Raw genomic sequence first — 17,077 nt, forward strand, 5'->3', positions numbered from 1 at the left:
CCAGACCCGGAAGGATCCCCCGTGCTGGTGCTGATCCTCGCCCTGCTCGCGACGGCGGTGCTGGCGCCCGCGATGCTGCTGCGCCAAGGGGCCCGCGCCTTCGTCGTCGTCGCGCTCGTCCCGCTCGCGGGGACGGTCTGGGTCGCCGCCCAGGGCCCCGCGGTGACCCGGGGGGAGACCCTGGTCGAGGTGCACCCGTGGGTCGCAGGCATCGGGCTGGAGCTCGCGCTGGCCATGGGGACCCTGCAGTGGGTGCTGTCCCTGGTGGTCCTGGGCATCGGCGCGCTCGTGCTGGCCTACTGCGCGTGGTACTTCGAGGACGACGAGCCCGGGGTGCCGCGCTTCGGCGGCGTCCTGGTCGCCTTCGTCGCCGCGATGCTCGGGCTGGTCCTGGCCGACGACCTGCTGCTGCTCTACGTCTTCTGGGAGCTCACAACCGTCTTCTCCTTCCTGCTCATCGGGCACTCCCCGGAGCGGCGCACGAGCAGGCGGGCGGCGATCCAGGCCCTGGTCGTGACCACCTTCGGCGGGCTGGTGCTGCTGGTCGGCGTGCTGCTCGTCGGTGCAGCCGCCGGGACCTACCGGATCACCGAGGTCCTCGCCGACCCGCCCACGGGCGCGGCCGTCACCGTGGGCGTGCACCTGCTGCTGGTCGGTGCGGTGAGCAAGTCGGCGCTCGTGCCCTTCCACTTCTGGCTGCCCGCCGCGATGGCCGCCCCCACCCCCGTGAGCGCCTACCTCCACGCCGCCTCGATGGTGAAGGCCGGCGTCTACCTCGTCGCGCTGCTCGCGCCGGCGTTCGCCGAGGTCGCCGGCTGGCGTGCGGTCCTGCTCGTGCTCGGCCTGGCGACCATGCTGCTCGGCGGCGTCCGCGCCCTGCGGCAGCACGACCTGAAGCTGCTCCTGGCCTACGGCACCGTCAGCCAGCTCGGCTTCCTGGTGCTCGTCGTCGGCACCGGCACCCGCAGCGCGATGCTGGCGGGCCTGGGCCTGCTGCTGGCGCACGCCCTGTTCAAGGCCTGCCTCTTCCTCACCGTCGGCGTGATCGACCACAGCACCGGGACTCGTGACCTGCGCCGCCTCACGGGGCTCGCGCGCCGGATGCCCGTCCTCGCCGTGTCGGCCACGCTCGCGGCCGCCTCGATGGCCGGGCTCCCGCCCCTGCTGGGGTACGTCGCCAAGGAGAGCGTCCTGGTGGCGCTGGTCGACGTGGCCCGCGAGGGCGACGGCACCGGCCTGGCCGGCCTCGCGGGGTGGCTGGTGCTGGTCGGCGTGGTGCTGGGCTCGGTCCTCACCGCGGCGTACTCCGCCCGGTTCGTGTGGGGTGCCTTCGGGAGCCGCCCGGTCGAGGAGTGCCCGACGGTGCACGTGCCGGGCCCGGCCTTCCTGGCCGCGCCCGTCCTGCTCGCGGCCGCCTCGCTGGTCCTGGGCTTCCTGGGCGCTCCGCTCACCACGCTCCTCGCCCCGCAGGCCGGGACCCTGCCGCCAGGCGCCCACGAGCCCGAGCTGGTGCTCTGGCACGGGGTGGGCCTGCCGCTCCTGCTGACGGCCGTCTCGGTCCTGGGCGGCGCGCTGCTCTTCCTCGCCCGCGAGGCCGTGGCCAGGTTCCAGACCGCGCTCGCCCACGACTGGAGCGGCGAGCGGGCCTACCGCGCGGGCATGCGGTTCCTGGACCGCACCGCGGTCGAGGTGACCGGTGTCGTGCAGCGCGGCTCGGCCGCGGCCTACCTCGGCATCATCCTGCTCGTCGTCGTGGTGCTGCCCGGGTCGACGCTGCTCACCGGCCTCGGCGACGTGCGCATCCAGCTGTGGGACACCCCCGCGCAGGCGGCCGTCGGCGCGGTCGTGCTCGTCGCGGCCGTGATGACCACCCGCAGCCGCCGGCGGGTCCGCGCGATCCTGCTGGTGGGCGTGACGGGCTACGGCACGGCGTACCTCTTCGTGCTGCACGGCGCGCCGGACCTGGCCCTGACCCAGGTGCTGGTCGAGACGCTGACCCTCGTCGTCTTCGTGCTGGCGCTGCGCCGGCTCCCGGAGTACTTCACCGACCGCCCGCTGAGCCGTCAGCGCTACGTCCGCGCCGCGCTCGGTCTCGCGGTCGGCGTGGTGACCGCGGGCTTCCTGCTGGTCGCCGGCTCCGCGCGCACCGCCGAGCCGGTCTCGGCCGCGCTGCCCGAGCAGGCGGTGGAGTACGGCGGTGGCTACAACATCGTCAACGTCGTGCTCGTCGACACCCGCGCGTGGGACACGCTGGGGGAGATCGCGGTGCTCGTGGCCGCGGCGTCCGGTGTCGCGAGCCTGGTGTTCGTCAACGCGCGCGGCGCCGACATCCGGCGGGTCCACGACATCCCGTACCCGAAGGGCGTGCGCAAGATCCCCACGGCCACCGGCCGGCGCGCCTGGCTGCCGGGCTCTCGGACCCTTCCCCCGGAGAAGCGCTCGATCATCCTCGAGGTGGTCGTGCGGATGCTCTTCCACACCCTGCTCGTCGTCTCCATCTACCTGCTCCTGGCCGGCCACAATGCCCCGGGCGGCGGGTTCGCCGCAGGCATGACGACAGGTCTGGCGCTGGTCGTGCGCTACCTCGCCGGCGGCCGCTACGAGCTCAACGAGGCCGCACCGGTGGACGCCGGTCGGCTGATCGGCCTGGGCCTGGCGATCGCGGCGCTCGCGGCGGTGCTGCCGATGGCCTTCGGCGGGATCGTGCTGCAGTCGGCGATCCTCGAGACGGTGCTGCCGGTGGTGGGCGAGGTGAAGCTGGTGACCTCGGTGCTCTTCGACATCGGCGTCTACCTCGTGGTGGTCGGCCTGGTCCTCGACCTGCTGCGGGCCCTCGGTGCCCAGATCGACCGCGACATCCAGCGCGCGCTGCGCGAGGCGGAGGCGAGCCCGGCATGAGGACGAGGACGAGGACGGGTTCGCGGTCGGGGTGCGTGTCGAGAGCGGGGGAGGTGCCGGCGTGGAGGTGAACCTGACGCTGGTCATGATCACGGCCGGGCTCATGGGCTGCGGGGTCTACCTGCTGCTCGAGCGCAGCCTGTCGCGGGTCCTGGTCGGACTGGTGATGATCGGCAACGCCGTGAGCCTGGCCTTCCTGGTCGCGGGCGGGCCCGCGGGCCGGGCCCCGATCGTGGAGGACGGGGTGACCACGGGGATCTCCGACCCGCTGCCGCAGGCGATGGTGCTCACCGCCATCGTCATCACCCTGGCGACCACCGCCTTCGTGCTGGCCATGGCCTACCGCAGCTGGCAGCTCAACGGTCACGACGACGTGCAGGACGACGTCGAGGACGCCACCGTGCGTCGCCTCGCCCTGCGCGACGCGACCTCCGACGCCTACCAGGCCACCACGTCGGACTACCCCGGTGACGACTCCAGCGGCGACGCCGGTCAGGCGCCCGAGGACGACCCGGTGGTCGCGCTGCACGACGAGCGGGGCACGACGTGAGCGCGCTGGTCCCGCTGCCCGTGCTGCTGCCCATCCTGGGTGCGGGGGCCTCCCTCGCCCTCTCCAGCTACCCGCGGGTCCAGCGGTGGCTCAGCCTGCTGGTGCTCGTCGCGGTCGTCGCGGTCGCCGCGGTGCTGCTCGTGCAGGCCGACCAGGAGGGCCCGCAGACCGTGTGGATCGGGGGCTGGCCCGAGACGCTCGGGATCGTCCTGGTCGCCGACCGGCTGGCCGCGCTGATGCTGCTGGTCAGTGCCGTCGTGACCCTCGCTGTCCTGGCGTACTCCGTCGCCCAGGGCATGACCGAGGACGAGGAGGGTGCGCCGATCTCGGTCTACCACCCCACGTTCCTGGTGCTGGTCGCCGGCGTCGCCAACGCCTTCCTGGCCGGCGACCTGTTCAACCTCTTCGTCAGCTTCGAGATGCTGCTCTTCGCCAGCTACGTGCTGCTGACGCTCGGCGGCACCGCGACCCGCCTGCGTGCCGGCACCATCTACGTCCTGGTCAACCTGCTGTCCTCGACGCTCTTCCTCATCAGCCTGGCGGTCGTGTACGCCGCCACCGGCACCCTCACGCTGGCCCACCTCGCGGTGCGGCTCGAGGAGCTCCCGGACCACGTGTCGCTGCTGGTGCAGCTGCTGCTGCTGACCACCTTCGGCATCAAGGCGGCGGTCTTCCCGCTCTCCTTCTGGCTGCCCGACAGCTACCCGACGGCACCGGCACCGGTGACGGCCGTCTTCGCGGGGCTGCTGACCAAGGTCGGCGTCTACGCGATCCTGCGGGTGCAGACCCTGCTCTTCCCCGACAGCCCGCTCACCGACCTGCTGCTGTGGGCGGCCCTGCTGACGCTCCTGGTCGGCATCCTGGGCGCGGTGGCGCAGTCGGACATCAAGCGCATGCTCTCCTTCACGCTGGTCAGCCACATCGGCTACCTCGTGATGGGGATCGCGCTCGCCAGCCGGCTCGGCACGGCGGGCACGACCTTCTACGTCGTCCACCACATCACCATCCAGACCGCACTCTTCCTCGTCCTGGGGCTGGTGGAGCGCCGGGCCGGCAGCACGGCGCTGATGCGGATCGGCGGGCTGGCGCGGATCGCCCCGCTGCTCGCGGTGCTCTTCTTCGTCCCGGCGATGAACCTCGCGGGGATCCCCCCCTTCTCCGGCTTCATCGGCAAGGTCGGGCTCTTCCAGGCCGCGCAGGCGGACGACGGCTGGTTGGCCTGGACCCTGGTCGGTGCGGGTGCGCTGACCAGCCTCCTGACCTTGTACGCCGTGGCCAAGACCTGGGCGGTGGCGTTCTGGCGCACGCCCCGCGAGGCGCACGAGGCGCTCGCGGCCATCGGCGGGGACGGCGAGCCGATCCCGGGCCACGACACCGGGCTCGTGCACGAGCACCGCGGCCACGTGCACACGCCCAGCGGGGTGGTGTCCAAGCAGGACATCGAGGAGGCGCGGCGCCTGGGCGACGACGACACTCCCGACCGCGACTTCCACACGCTGATCGAGGCCGGCGAGGACACGAAGGACTCCCCGCTGGGCATGCTGCTGCCCGCCGGGCTCCTGGTGGCGCTCAGCGTGGCGCTGACCCTGGTGGCCGGTCCGCTCTACGCCTACGGCGACCGAGCGGCGGTCGACCTCCACGACCGGCGGCCCTACCTCACCTCCGTCCTCGGGGAGGACCTGCGATGAGCCCGGTGACCCGGACCCGGCGCGACGGGACCTCGCGACCGGCGCGGCACCGCGCGGTCCAGCTCCCGGCGGTGGTGGTGCTGACCCTGGTCTGGCTCGCCCTCTGGGGCTCGGTCGCGCCGCTCTACGTCCTGGGCGGCGTGCTGGTCGCGGTGGGCACCTGCCTGGTCTTCCCGCTGCCGCCCGTCGACCTCGCCGCCCGGGTGCGTCCGCTCCGGCTGCTGGCGCTGCTGGGCCGCTTCCTCGTCGACGTCGTCCGCGCCAGCGTGCAGGTCTCGCGGGTCGTGCTGACCCGGGGCCACGTCCGCAACGCCGTGGTGGCCGTGGACCTGGAGAGCTCCTCGGACTTCGTGCTGACCCTGGTGGCAGCAATGCTCTCGCTGGTCCCGGGCTCGGTGGTGGTCGAGGCGCGGCGCTCCACCCACACCCTCTACCTGCACGTCCTGAACGTGCCGGACGCCGAGGCGGCCGAGGCGTTCCGTCGCAGCGCCCTGGAGCTGGAGCAGCGGGTCCTGGCCGCGCTGCCGCCCCGCGCGAGCGAGGAGGTGGCCGCGTGAACCTCGTGCTCCTCCTGGCGACCGCGATGCTCGTCGCCGCAGCGGTCCTCCTGACGGTGCGGGCCACCATCGGCCCGACCATCCTGGACCGCAGCGTCGCGCTGGACGTCCTCGTCGCCGTCACCGTGTGCGGCATCGGCCTGCACGTGGCGTCGACGGGGAAGACGGTCGCGCTGCCGATCGTGCTGGTGCTCGCGGGCTTCGGCTTCGTCGGCGCGGCCAGCGTCGCGCGCTACGCCAGTCGCAGCGACGACCTGGAGGCCGGACGCGACGGCGCCGAGGAGACGCGGGGGGACCGACGATGACGTGGACGGTGGCGCTCGACGTCGCCGCGGCGGCCTGCCTGCTGACCGGCGCGCTGCTCGCCCTGATCGCCGCGATCGGGGTGCTGCGGATGCCCGACCTGCTGAGCCGGATGCACGCCGCGACCAAGCCTCAGGTGCTCGGGACGGTGCTGGTCGTCCTCGGGGTGGGCCTGCGGCTGCGCGACCCCTCGACCGTGGCGTTGCTCGCCCTGGTCGTGGTGCTGCAGATGACCACGAGCGTGGTGTCGAGCCACCTGATCGGGCGCGCCTCGTTCCGGGCCGGGCAGGTGCGCCACGACCTGCTGGTCGTCGACGAGCTGAGCGAGGTCCTGGACCACGAGGAGCCGCGGGGGGCGCCCTGACCGGTCCTGCCATCTACGAGTCGTAGGGTTTTGCCTATAGGGCATAGGCGACGTAGCGTCGTCGCCATGCTGGCCCTCACCGAACGCGAGATCCGCGGCTCCTTCGTCAACTGCAGCCGGGGCGAGGTGGCCCGGCTGACCGTCCCGGACCTCGACCTCGTCGCGTGGCCCGAGCTGGACTACCTCGGCTGGGTCGACCCGCGCGCACCCCTGCAGGCCGCCGTCGTCGTGCCCCACGAGGGCGAGCCCGTGGGCGTCCGGCTGCGTCGCAACCAGGGCGGGTCCGGGCGGGCACGCATGTGCTCGTGGTGCTGCACGGTCCACCCGGGCAGCGGCGTCGCGCTCATGGTCGCCAACCGGGCCGGGCGCGCGGGCCGCGACGGCAACACGACGGGTGCCGAGGTCTGCGCGGACCTGCGGTGCTCGGCGTACGCCCGAGGCACGCTGCCCGCGCCCTCTGTCTCGACGGTGGCCGAGACCATCCCGGCCGAGCGGCGCACCGAGCGGCTGCAGGACAACCTGGGCGCCTTCCTGCGGCGGGTGCTCCGGTGACCCGGGCCGGCCTGGACCGGGCGCGGGTGGTGGCGACGGCCGCCGGCCTCGCCGACCGGGACGGGGCCGCTGCGCTCACGGTGAGCGCCGTCGCGCGCGAGCTGGGGGTGCGCCCGCCCAGCCTGTACTCCCACGTCGCGGGCGCCCAGGAGCTGCGCACGGCCGTCGCCGCACTGGCCCTGACCGAGCTCGCCGACCGCGTGGACCGCGCCCTCGCCGGGCTGGCCGGCGCCGATGCCCTGGTGGCGCTGGCTGACGCCCACCGCGCGTACGCCGCGGAGCACCCGGGCCGCTTCGCCGCCGCGGGAGCAGCGGGCGCCGGCCCCGTCGACGCGGAGCTCCTCGGTGCGGGGCGGCGCCACGCGGACCACCTGCTCGCGGTCCTGCGGGGCTACGCGGTCCCGGCCGAGGAGCAGGTGCACGCCGCCCGCCTGGTCGGCAGCCTGCTGCGCGGCTTCATCGAGCTGGAGGGCGGCGGTGCCTTCGCCGGCAGCAGCCCGCCTGCCGAGGAGTCGTGGGTGCGGGCGCTCGAGCAGCTGGACGCCGTCCTGCGGACCTGGGGGAGCGCATGAGGGGGCGGCGACCGGCAGGCAGGCAGGGGATGCTGGTGGCCCTGGCCGCGACGGCGACGCTGTCGCTGGGCTGCGCCACGACGGGCGAGCAGGACGCTGGGTCCACCGACACGGCACCGGACCGCCGTACGACGTCCGGCGAATCGGCCGCGTCGAGCCCGGCGACCCCGACGTGCGCCGGGGGTCAGGCCGCGCTGGGCGACGGGCTCGACCGGCTCGAGCGTCGGGAGGGCGGACGCGTCGGGGTGCACCTGCTCGACACCGGCACGGGGGAGTCGGTCGGGCATCGCCAGGACGAGCGGTTCGCCTTCGCCTCCACGGTGAAGGCGCTCCTGGCCGCGGTGGTGCTCGACCGGCTGCCGGAGGCCGGCCTGGAGCGGCGGCTGCGGTGGACCGAGGCCGACCTCGTGGACTACTCGCCGGTGACCGAGCAGCACGTCGACGGAGGGCTCACCGTCGCCGAGGTGCTCGAGGCCGCCGTCACGGTCAGCGACAACACCGCCGCCAACCTGCTCCTCGAGCTTGTCGGAGGCCCGGCCGGCCTGGACCGCGCGCTCGCCGAGGTGGGGGACGAGACCACCGAGGCCGTGCGCACCGAGCCCACGCTCAACGACTTCACGCCGGGCGACCCGCGCGACACCTCGACGCCGCGTGCCCTCGCGGAGAGCCTGGCCGCCTTCGCGGTCGGCGACGCGCTGGGCGAGGGCGACCGGCAGGTGCTGGTCGACCTGCTGCGGCGCAACACGACGGGCGACGACCTGGTGCGCGCGGCGGCCCCCGAGGGTTGGGTGGTCGGCGACAAGACCGGCACCGCGGACTGGGGCACGCGCAACGACATCGCCGTCCTCGAGCCGCCGGGCCGGGAGCCGATCGTGCTCGCCGTGCTGACGCGCGGGGAGACCGCGGACGCCGAGCCGCGCGACGCGCTGGTCGCCGAGGCCGCCCGGGTCGCCCTCGACGCGGTGTGCGCGGAGCGGTAGCCGGTCGTCCGCCGGCGACCCGGGCAACCCGGACGAGCGGTCGGGTCAGGCAGCCGCTGAGGGCGGCAGGCTGCGGATGAGCTGCCGCAGGCGACGGTGGTCCAGCGACGCCCCTTCGGCGTCGGCGGCCACCAGGACCTCGGCGTGCATGTCGGGTGAGACCAGGTAGACGTGCGGTGACAGCGGGAACGGCTCCTCGGCCCAGGCGCAGAGAGCCTCGAAGGCCATCTCCACGGACACGTCCAGCACCGAGTCATCGACCGGGAAGTGCAGCCACATCTCGAACTTGTGGGGGACCGCGACCAGGACGCCGGACGGTGGGATCTCTCGGCGCAGGGTCCGGCGCAGCACCTCCGGGAGCACCATGACGCGGCTGGCTCCGAAGGAGTCGTCGGCGCGGAGCACGTCGACCCACGAGCCGGGGAGGTCGGGGTCGAGGCGACGACGTACGTGCTGTGGCAGGGGGAGTGCCGCGAGGTTCTCGAGCGCACGGACGTAGGCGTCGTCGCGCTCGACCTCGACGTTGTCGAGCTTGCCGAACAGTGCGGTCAGGCCAGGACCCTGGGCCGACAGCACTCCGTGCAGACCCGGCAGCGGGCGGAGTGGTTCGTACTCGAGGTCGGGCATCGTTGCCGGATCCACGAGCCGCACCCGCAGGTCTTCAGCCCGGATCGCCGCCGTCGGGTCGAAGCCGGAGAGGAGTGTCGTGACCTGTTCCTGCACCAGACGACGCCATGCCCGCCGTGGCGCCAGGTGCAGTCGTCGCGCCAAGTTGTCGAGCCCCATGATCGGCCCGTCCGTCAGCTGGAAGGCGCGCCCGTCGACCAGGGTCCAGGTATGACCGCGCGTGCGGAGCACGGCCTCGACCTCGCGCAGCAGCCACCGGGTGTCCTGCGCGCTCAGAGGGTGTACGTGGGTGGATTCGCTCATGCGAGCGATGCAAGCAGGATCCGCGTCCGGGCGTCGGGCTCTCTCCACAGGCCATGCAGCCGGGCGGGCAGTCGTACCCCGCGGGTCTGCAGGATCGACTCCACCGAGCCCATGTGCAGGTCGAAGAAGTCGATGACCGGGCAGCGGGTGCGCCGCAGTTCGAGGCGTACCTCGTCGCTGGCGGCGGTGGTGAACACCAATGGGGTGCGGGGCTCTCGTCCATGGCGCGGTCGAGGCGGGCCACGACATCACGAGCCTCTTGGACGGTGGAGATGAACGGGATCACGGTCCGGTCGAAGCGCAGGTCGGGGAACTGGATCAGCAGCGCGTTGCTCATGGTCTCCGCGCTGATGCCCGTGCTGTCCGAGAGGAAGAACACCGGCACCACGGCGCTCGCCGACCCGTGGTGCGCCTCCTCGCGCGTCATCACGCCGGCGGCAGGGGATGGTCGGTGCTGACAAGCAGGACGTGCAGGGTCCGGGGTCCGTGCACGCCCTCGACCCGCTCCAGCTCGATGTCACTGGTGGCCGAGGGGCCGCTGATCCACGTCAGGGGCCGGCCGGCGTCGACGGCGTGGCGAAGCGGCGCGATTGACTCGGGCACGTCGCCGACGAGCTGCGACTCGCGCACGACGCACACGTGCACGTCGGGCACCAGCGAGAGCGCGCGGCGGCCCTGGTCGGGGCCGTGGTCGAGCACGATGGTGCCGGTGACGGCGATGCCCACCGCGGCGGCGGTGACAACCGCGTCGAAATGGTCCAGTTCGTCGGGGGACAAATCTCCGTCGTCAGCTACCACCTCCGCGCCGTCGAGGGCGGCTACCCACTCGCGCGGCAGCCCGGGCGGTACGACGACGCGTGTGGCTCGGGTCAGAGCTGCGGCCACGGCCGCAGTGATGCCTTCGGGATTGACCCGCTCGACGACGGCACGGTAGTCCTCGACGCGTTCGACGAAGGTCGCCGCGATGTCGGGGAGCGGGGTGGTGGCGCCGTACTCGCGCTGGGGTGGCGGTATCCGGTCGGCGCCCTCCAAGGCGGCGGCGATCCGGGTGAGCATGTCGTCTCGGGTGCTCATCGGGGGTCTCCCTTCTCGCGCTTCCACCAGGATCGGAAGGACTCGGCGGGAGGTGTTGGTGCGTCGCGGGCGTCGCTCCAGGCCGAGAGTGGCCCGGGGAGGCGTCCGATGGTGTCCTTCTTGCCGAGGGCCCGGCCGCTCAGCTCGGCGCCCTTCTGGGCCTTCTCCCAGCGGCGGTGGTCGGAGAACATCCAGGCGGCTCCCTTCATGGCGATCTGCTCGCCCGAGGGGATGCCGCCGCGGTGCTCGTCGACCACGCGGGTGCGCAGGTGCACGAGGAGCTCGGGGATCTCGATGTTGACGGGGCAGACGTCGCCGCAGGCGCCGCACAGTGACGAGGCGTAGGGCAGTGACTGGTCCACGTCGCTGGTGGTGCCACGTAGCTGGGGGTTGAGGATGGCGCCGATGGGCCCGGGATAGACCGAGCCGTAGGCGTGGCCACCGACGCGTTGGTAGACGGGGCAGACGTTGAGGCAGGCCGAGCAGCGGATGCAGCGCAGGGCCTGTCGGCCGACCTGGTCGGCCAGCGCGTCGGTGCGTCCGTTGTCGAGCAGCACCACGTGCACGTCCTGGGGGCCGTCGCCGGGGGTGATGCCGGTCCAGGTGGAGGTGTAGGGGTTCATCCGCTCGCCGGTGGAGCTGCGGGGCAGGAGCTGCATGAACACCTCGAGGTCCTCCAGCGTCGGCAGTACCTTCTCGATGCCGACGACGCTGATCAGGGTCTCGGGCAGGGTGAGGCACATGCGGCCGTTGCCCTCCGACTCGACGACCACGAGGGTCCCGGTCTCGGCGATCGCGAAGTTTGCCCCCGAGATGGCGACCTTGGCGCGCAGGAACTTCTCGCGCAGGTGCACCCGCGCGGCCTCGGCGAGCTCGCGGGGGTTGGAGGTGAGCCCGGTGGGGGGCGGGGTGCCGACCTGGCCCATCTCGCGGAGGAAGATCTCGCGGATCTCGGCTCGGTTGCGGTGGATGGCCGGGACCAGGATGTGGCTGGGCTTGTCGTGCCCGAGCTGGACGATGAGCTCGGCGAGGTCGGTCTCCCAGGCGTTGATGCCAGCCACTTCGAGGGCCTCGTTGAGGCCGATCTCCTGGGTCGCCATGGACTTGACCTTGACGACCTCCTCCGCGCCCGTGGCCCTCACCAGTGAGGTGACGATGCGGTTGGCCTCCTCGGCGTCGGCCGCCCAATGCACGGTGGCGCCGGCTTGGGTGAGGGACTCCTCGAGCTGGACCAGGTAGGTGTCGAGGTGGGACAGGACGTTGTCCTTGATCGCCGCTCCCGCCTGGCGGAGCTCGTCCCAGTTGTCGAGCTCGTCGACGACCCCGGCCCGCTTGCGGCGGATGGTGCCGGTCGCGTGCTGCAGGTTGCGGCGCTGCTGGGAGTTGCCCAGCGCCTCCTTGGCCGCGGTCTGGAACTTCGGCATCCCGATGAACGTGCCGCTCATGCCGTCACCTCCTCCTCAGTGGGCCGGTCGGTGGGCTGGTTGGTGGGGTTGTCGCCTGCTGTGCCGAGCTCGTTCTCGGCGGCGAAGTCGCGTTCGGTGGAGGCGAGTACCTCGGCCAGGTGCATGACCCGGATGCCGGAGCGTTGCCGGGTGAGGAGTCCGCCGATGTGGGCCAGGCAGCTGTTGTCGCCGGCGACCAGCACCTCGGCGTGGGTCTCGCGCACGTGCTGTGCCTTGTCGGCGCCCATGGCCACCGAGGTGTCGGCGTTCTTCATCGCGAAGGTGCCGCCGAACCCGCAGCACTCCTCGGCCTCGGGCAGGTCGACGAGGTCGATGCCGCGGACCTCCCGCAGCAGCTGTAGCGGTTTGTCGGCCACCCGCAGCATCCGCAGGGAGTGACAGGTGGGGTGGTAGGTGACGCGGTGCGGGAAGGTTGCGCCGACGTCGATCACGCCCAGCACGTCGACGAGCAGCTCGCTGAACTCATATACCTTGCGGGCAGTCGTGGTGGCCTGGTCGGCGAGCGCCGGTTGTCCGCACCCCCGGGCCACGGTGGCGTGCTGGTGCCGGACGCTGCCGACGCAGGAGCCGGAGGGAGCGACGACGGCGTCGTACTCGCTGAAGACGTCGGCGAAGCGTTCCACCAGCGGCAGGGCCTCGCGGGCGTAGCCGGTGTTGGTGAACATCTGCCCGCAGCACGTCTGCTCCAACGGGAACTCCACGGTGACCCCGAGGCGCTCGAGGACGGTGACAACCGCCTTGGGCGTCTCGGGCCACATCGTGTCGTTGAAGCAGGTCGCGAAGAGCGCCACACGCATGCCGTGGCCGGGAAGCGAGGTCATCTGGGTCACACCATCCAGGAGAGCACGGTGGACTGCAGCCCGACCAGCAGGCACAAGGCCAGCAGCAGCCCGAGGCTCCAGAAGATGAGCTTGCGGAAGATGTCGGACTCCCGCCCGGCCAGGCCGACCGCCGCAGCGGCGATGGTGAGGTTCTGGGGACTGATCATCTTGCCGACCACGCCGCCGGAGGTGTTGGCGGCCACCATCAGAGTCGGGTCGAGGCCGGCCTTCTCCGCCGCGCTCTGCTGCAAGGTCGCAAAGAGCGCGTTGGCGCTGGTGTCGGAGCCGGTCACCGCCGTGCCCAGCCATCCCAGGATGGGGGAGAGGAACGCGAACGCGGCACCGGTGCCGGCGATCCAGTGGCCCATCGTCTGGGTCTGGCCCGACAAGTTCATCACATAGGCCAGCGCCAGCACGGAGGCAACCGTGAGGAACGCGAAGCGGAGCGTCTTGACAGTTTCGAGGAACGTGGTGGCGATACGTGCGACCGTCACGCCCTGCACCAGCCCGACGATGAGCGCGGAGATGACGAGCAGGGTGCCGGGGGAGGAGAGCCACTGCCACTTGTAGACGGTGGAGGCCGACTCGACGGCCCCGTGCAGACCGGGCCACTCGACCAAGCGGTCGGTCGCGGCCAGGAAGTCGGTGACCGGGGGGACGAGCTTGGCGGTGGAGAAGACCGCGATGACCAAGAGGTAGGGGAACAGCGCCATCGTGATGCGACCGGGCGTGAGGAGAGCGGCACGCTGCGCGACCTGGTCGATCTCCTTCTTCGCCTGGACCGCGACGTTCCCGTCGCCGCCGAGCCCGCTGGCCTCAGCGTCGTCGGCACGCATGCTCGTCAGCCGCTCCGCGGCCTCGGTCGACCCCTTGGGCTGCCACACGCGGAGCATCGCCACCGCGGCGGCCAGTCCGGCGAGCGAGGCGATGATGTCAGTGAGCTCGACGGAGATGAAGTTGGAACTGACGAACTGGGCGAGACCGAAGACTGCGCCCACGGCCAAAGCCAACGGCCAGACCTCGCGAACGCCGCGACGACCGTCAGCCACGAAGACGAGAATGAGCGGAACGAACAGGGCGAGGAACGGCGTCTGGCGGCCGACGATGGCGCCGATGTCCTCGTACGGGATCCCGGTCAGGGTGCCGGCGGTGATGATCGGGATGGCCATCGCGCCGAAAGCCACCGGTGCGGTGTTGGCGAGCAGGACGACCATCGCGGCGCGCAGCGCGGGGAAGCCAACCGCGACCAGCATGACGCCGGAGATGGCGGCGGGGGCACCGAAGCCGGCCAACGCCTCCAGCAGGCCGCCGAAGCAGAAGGCGATGATGATTGCCTGGATGCGAGGGTCGTCGGAGATCAGGTGAAAGGTGGCGCGGAGATCCTCGAATTTCCCGCTCACGACCGTGAGCTGGTGCAGGAATAGGGCGCCCAGGACGATCCACATGATCGGGAAGAGACCGAAGACAGCACCCTCGGAGGCCGAGAGCAGAGCCAAATCCACCGGCATGCCGTATGCCACCACGGCCACCGCTACGGCCACCGCGACCGAAGCGAGGGCGGCGAAGTGGGCCTTCCATCGCAGCCAACCCAAGGTGACGAAGATCGTCATGAGCGGGAGCGCAGCCACGAGCGACGACCAAGCGAGGCTGTCTCCGATCGGGGCGAGATCGGGCACATACATGGGAACCTCCACAGGGGCGATCAGTCGAAGATACTGGCCACGGTCGACCTCTGTGTGGTCTGACCACAGAGAGGACTCTAGAGTGACGTCCATCACCCGTCAAGAGTGGAAGGTCGCCGATGAGCGAGCGCGCATCGTTTGAGAACGTCCCGAGCAGCGATCAGGGGTCGTGGCAACCCATCGCCCGCAGTCGCTCACATGAATTGGTTGTGGACCAGATCGAGGAGCAGATCCTCGCGGGGACGCTGCGGGTGGGTGACCGGCTGCCGGGCGAGCGAGACCTGGCCAGCCACCTGCAGGTCAGCAGAGCCGCCGTGCGTGAGGCCATCCGCAGCTTGGAGGCCCAAGGGGTGGTGCGGTCGGCGGTCGGATCGGGCAAGGACTCCGGCACCCTCGTGTCAGCGATGCCCAGCGAAGCCCTCACCCGCCTGCTGCGGCTGCACGTTGCCCTGGCCAACTTTCCCATGGAAGACGTCGTCGATGCCCGCGTCATGCTGGAACGCTCCAGCGCCACCCTAGCCGCGCGCAACGCGGCTCCAGCGAATCTCGACGCGATGCGTGAGGCGCTGAACGGAATGGATAGTCCCGGCGTCGATCAAGAGACGTTCAACGACCTTGACACGGCATTCCACGTCGCGATCGCCGAGGCCAGTGGAAACCGACTGGTGGCGGACATGACCATCGCGCTGCGCGACTCGATGCGGCGCCCCATCCTGCAGGCGCTGCATGCGCTCGGTCCGGACTGGGAGGGGGTCGCCGATCAGCTGCGCGCCGACCACCGCGCCATCTACGCCGCCATCGAAAGCGGGCAAGGCGAGACCGCGGCCGAACTCGTCGACCAGCACATCCGGTCCGCCCGTGCCGCGCTGCCCATTGCGGGCACGGCCGGAGCGGTCCACTCGCCAACGCCGACGCACAGTCGCCGACCACGGTCCTGAGTTCGCTGTCCAAGAAATGTCCAGTGGGCCAGCGGGCATAGAGTGACACCTCCCGGCGTGTCCGGAGGCTCCCATCGTTGGGAGGATCCAGAACATGGCACGACCGAGTAAGTACCCCGATGAACTTCGGGAGCGGGCGGTGCGGATGGTCCACGAGGTGGCCCCGGACTACGGCTCGCAGTGGGCAGCGATCTGCGCGGTGGCCGGCAAGCTCGGGGTCGGCGCACCGGAGACGGTGCGGACGCGGGTGCGCCGCGCCGAGGTCGATGCGGGCAAGCGCACGGGTGTGACCACCGCAGAGGTTGAGGAGCTGAAGCGGCTGAAGCGGGAGAACGCCGAGCTGCGGCGAGCGAATGAGATCTTGAAGGCGGCTTCGGCTTTCTTCGCGGCCGAGCTCGACCGGCCCGCGAAGCGGTAGTCAGGTTCATCACCGAGCACAAGGACCACCAGGTGCCCGACCCCGCCACCGGCGGGGTCGGGCTGCGCTGGGTGTCGAGCCCATGTGCGCCAAGCTGGCTGAGCACGGCATCAAGATCAGCCCCTCGACCTACTACGAGTGGGGCGAGAAGAAGCCGACGCGGCGCCAGCTGCGCGATGAGGAAGTCATCGGTCTGATCGTGGCGATGTGGGAGCGCAACAGACTCAACGCCCGGCTGGGCTCACGCAACATGTGGATCAAGCTGCGCGAGGCCGGCCACGACGTGGCCCGCTGCACCGTGGAGCGGCTCTACCGCGACAACGATTGGGAAGGCGCCCGCTACGGGTCCAAGCACACCACCACTCGACCCGACGAACGCCACGAACGCAGCCCGGATCTCGTAGATCGCGACTTCGCCCCCGCGACCCCCAATCGCCTATGGGTAGCCGACTCACCTATGTCGCGACCTGGACCGGCACGGTCTACGTCGCGTTCGTCATCGACGCCTTCGCTCGCCGCACCATCGGCTGGCGTGCTGCGCGGTCGATGAAGACCGCTCTGGTCCTCGACGCTCTCGAGCACGCGATCTTCACCCGGCGCCAGGAAGGCATCACCGACCTGACCGGGCTGGTCAGTCACGCCGATGCCGGCAGCGTCTACACCTCGGTCGCCTTCACCACCCGCCTGATCGAGGCTGGAGTCGACCCCTCGGTCGGCTCGGTCGGCGATGCGCTGGACAACGCCCTGGCCGAGACCACCGTGGGGTCGTTCAAGAACGAACTGATCTGGCGCGAAGGCCCCTGGCGCGACGTCGAGCACGTCGAGATCGAGACCTTGAACTGGGTCGACTGGGTCAACACCGAGCGACCCCACGAGTACCTCGACGACCTCACCCCCGCGAAGGCCGAAGAGCTCCACTACATTCACTGGAGCACACCGGCAATCGCCGGGTGACTCAGGAAACCGAGTCCCCGGACACGCCGGGAGGTGTCAGACTGATCGGTGGTGCGTGTCGTTGGCAGTCGTTACGCTGCCGGCTTCGGCGCGGACGGGCGAGCGTGCAGATTTCGGAGTCCGTGCACGCCGGGACCCGCTCCAGCTCGACGCCGGCACAACAGCCCCGACCCGCTCGTCGAAGGTTGCCGCTATATCGGGAGGCGACTGGTGGCGACGTACTCGCGCTCCGGCCGCGGTGTCCTGCCGGCGGCATCCAAGACGGCGGCGATCCGAGCAAGCATGTCGTCTCGGATTCGCTCGGTTGCGCCTCTCGCGCAGCTAGGTTGA

General features: G+C 71.5%; 16 protein-coding genes and 2 pseudogenes. 11 read left to right on the forward strand and 7 right to left on the reverse strand.

Features of this window, described 5'->3' with window-relative positions:
* The first annotated feature begins 21 nt into the window (after positions 1 to 21).
* From ACYVID_RS14710 to bla, 9 genes are all read left to right on the forward strand, one after another.
* Positions 22 to 2,898 (forward strand): Na+/H+ antiporter subunit A, encoded by a 2,877-nt coding sequence (locus tag ACYVID_RS14710; protein WP_460738299.1) that lies wholly within the window; start codon positions 22 to 24, stop codon positions 2,896 to 2,898.
* 61 nt (positions 2,899 to 2,959) lie between these two features.
* Entirely contained in the window at positions 2,960 to 3,448 is a 489-nt protein-coding gene (locus tag ACYVID_RS14715) for a Na(+)/H(+) antiporter subunit C (protein ID WP_460738301.1), read from the forward strand.
* Positions 3,445 to 5,136: a Na+/H+ antiporter subunit D gene (locus tag ACYVID_RS14720; RefSeq protein WP_460738303.1), complete on the forward strand. Its 1,692-nt coding sequence runs from the start codon at positions 3,445 to 3,447 to the stop codon at positions 5,134 to 5,136. The genes ACYVID_RS14715 and ACYVID_RS14720 overlap by 4 nt, the downstream gene beginning before the upstream one ends.
* Entirely contained in the window at positions 5,133 to 5,693 is a 561-nt protein-coding gene (locus ACYVID_RS14725) for a Na+/H+ antiporter subunit E (protein WP_460738304.1), read from the forward strand. The genes ACYVID_RS14720 and ACYVID_RS14725 overlap by 4 nt, the downstream gene beginning before the upstream one ends.
* A complete protein-coding gene (locus ACYVID_RS14730) occupies positions 5,690 to 5,998 on the forward strand; it encodes a monovalent cation/H+ antiporter complex subunit F (RefSeq protein WP_460738306.1) in 309 nt (102 codons plus the stop codon). Before ACYVID_RS14725 ends, ACYVID_RS14730 begins: the two co-directional genes overlap by 4 nt.
* Positions 5,995 to 6,360, forward strand: coding sequence for a monovalent cation/H(+) antiporter subunit G (mnhG, locus tag ACYVID_RS14735; RefSeq protein WP_460738308.1), 366 nt, complete (start codon positions 5,995 to 5,997; stop codon positions 6,358 to 6,360). Before ACYVID_RS14730 ends, mnhG begins: the two co-directional genes overlap by 4 nt.
* A 66-nt stretch (positions 6,361 to 6,426) precedes the next feature.
* Entirely contained in the window at positions 6,427 to 6,912 is a 486-nt protein-coding gene (locus tag ACYVID_RS14740) for an FBP domain-containing protein (RefSeq protein ID WP_460738310.1), read from the forward strand.
* Positions 6,909 to 7,484, forward strand: coding sequence for a TetR/AcrR family transcriptional regulator (locus tag ACYVID_RS14745; protein ID WP_460738312.1), 576 nt, complete (start codon positions 6,909 to 6,911; stop codon positions 7,482 to 7,484). Before ACYVID_RS14740 ends, ACYVID_RS14745 begins: the two co-directional genes overlap by 4 nt.
* A gap of 35 nt (positions 7,485 to 7,519) precedes the next feature.
* Complete coding sequence (bla, locus tag ACYVID_RS14750; protein WP_460738313.1) at positions 7,520 to 8,464, forward strand: class A beta-lactamase; 945 nt, start codon at positions 7,520 to 7,522, stop codon at positions 8,462 to 8,464.
* A gap of 45 nt (positions 8,465 to 8,509) precedes the next feature.
* On the opposite strand, the gene ACYVID_RS14755 is transcribed toward bla, so the two are convergent.
* The 7 genes and pseudogenes from ACYVID_RS14755 to ACYVID_RS14785 form a co-directional block, all read right to left on the reverse strand.
* Complete coding sequence (locus ACYVID_RS14755; protein WP_460738322.1) at positions 8,510 to 9,394, reverse strand: hypothetical protein; 885 nt, start codon at positions 9,392 to 9,394, stop codon at positions 8,510 to 8,512.
* A complete protein-coding gene (locus ACYVID_RS14760) occupies positions 9,391 to 9,591 on the reverse strand; it encodes a hypothetical protein (protein WP_460738323.1) in 201 nt (66 codons plus the stop codon). The genes ACYVID_RS14755 and ACYVID_RS14760 overlap by 4 nt, the downstream gene beginning before the upstream one ends.
* 92 nt (positions 9,592 to 9,683) lie before the next feature.
* Positions 9,684 to 9,821, reverse strand: a pseudogene (locus tag ACYVID_RS14765) (hypothetical protein); the annotation flags it as partial.
* Positions 9,821 to 10,468 carry a LutC/YkgG family protein gene (locus ACYVID_RS14770; protein WP_460738315.1) on the reverse strand — a complete coding sequence of 216 codons (648 nt, stop codon included), beginning with the start codon at positions 10,466 to 10,468 and terminating at the stop codon, positions 9,821 to 9,823. The pseudogene ACYVID_RS14765 and the gene ACYVID_RS14770, both read right to left, overlap by 1 nt.
* Positions 10,465 to 11,913, reverse strand: coding sequence for a LutB/LldF family L-lactate oxidation iron-sulfur protein (locus tag ACYVID_RS14775; RefSeq protein ID WP_229856586.1), 1,449 nt, complete (start codon positions 11,911 to 11,913; stop codon positions 10,465 to 10,467). Before ACYVID_RS14775 ends, ACYVID_RS14770 begins: the two co-directional genes overlap by 4 nt.
* Positions 11,910 to 12,755: a (Fe-S)-binding protein gene (locus ACYVID_RS14780; protein WP_460738317.1), complete on the reverse strand. Its 846-nt coding sequence runs from the start codon at positions 12,753 to 12,755 to the stop codon at positions 11,910 to 11,912. Before ACYVID_RS14780 ends, ACYVID_RS14775 begins: the two co-directional genes overlap by 4 nt.
* 5 nt (positions 12,756 to 12,760) lie before the next feature.
* Positions 12,761 to 14,530: an L-lactate permease gene (locus tag ACYVID_RS14785; protein ID WP_460738320.1), complete on the reverse strand. Its 1,770-nt coding sequence runs from the start codon at positions 14,528 to 14,530 to the stop codon at positions 12,761 to 12,763.
* Between the two features lie 116 nt (positions 14,531 to 14,646).
* Here ACYVID_RS14785 and ACYVID_RS14790 point away from each other — a divergent pair, with 116 nt between their 5' ends.
* Both ACYVID_RS14790 and ACYVID_RS14795 read left to right on the forward strand, forming a co-directional pair.
* Positions 14,647 to 15,375: a FadR/GntR family transcriptional regulator gene (locus tag ACYVID_RS14790; protein WP_460738318.1), complete on the forward strand. Its 729-nt coding sequence runs from the start codon at positions 14,647 to 14,649 to the stop codon at positions 15,373 to 15,375.
* A 94-nt stretch (positions 15,376 to 15,469) separates the two neighbouring features.
* Positions 15,470 to 16,747, forward strand: a pseudogene (locus ACYVID_RS14795) (IS3 family transposase).
* Positions 16,748 to 17,077 lie beyond the last annotated feature (330 nt).

It is taken from the genome of Nocardioides ginkgobilobae (assembly GCF_054781275.1).

Excerpts from the sequence above, each read along its gene's own strand:
- ACYVID_RS14770 (WP_460738315.1), bottom strand. The coding sequence starts at position 10,468 with ATGAGCACCCGAGACGACATGCTCACCCGGATCGCCGCCGCCTTGGAG.
- ACYVID_RS14755 (WP_460738322.1), bottom strand. The coding sequence starts at position 9,394 with ATGAGCGAATCCACCCACGTACACCCTCTGAGCGCGCAGGACACCCGG.
- ACYVID_RS14785 (WP_460738320.1), bottom strand. The coding sequence starts at position 14,530 with ATGGACGTCACTCTAGAGTCCTCTCTGTGGTCAGACCACACAGAGGTC.
- mnhG (WP_460738308.1), top strand. The coding sequence starts at position 5,995 with ATGACGTGGACGGTGGCGCTCGACGTCGCCGCGGCGGCCTGCCTGCTG.
- ACYVID_RS14780 (WP_460738317.1), bottom strand. The coding sequence starts at position 12,755 with ATGACCTCGCTTCCCGGCCACGGCATGCGTGTGGCGCTCTTCGCGACC.
- ACYVID_RS14725 (WP_460738304.1), top strand. The coding sequence starts at position 5,133 with ATGAGCCCGGTGACCCGGACCCGGCGCGACGGGACCTCGCGACCGGCG.
- ACYVID_RS14775 (WP_229856586.1), bottom strand. The coding sequence starts at position 11,913 with ATGAGCGGCACGTTCATCGGGATGCCGAAGTTCCAGACCGCGGCCAAG.
- ACYVID_RS14740 (WP_460738310.1), top strand. The coding sequence starts at position 6,427 with ATGCTGGCCCTCACCGAACGCGAGATCCGCGGCTCCTTCGTCAACTGC.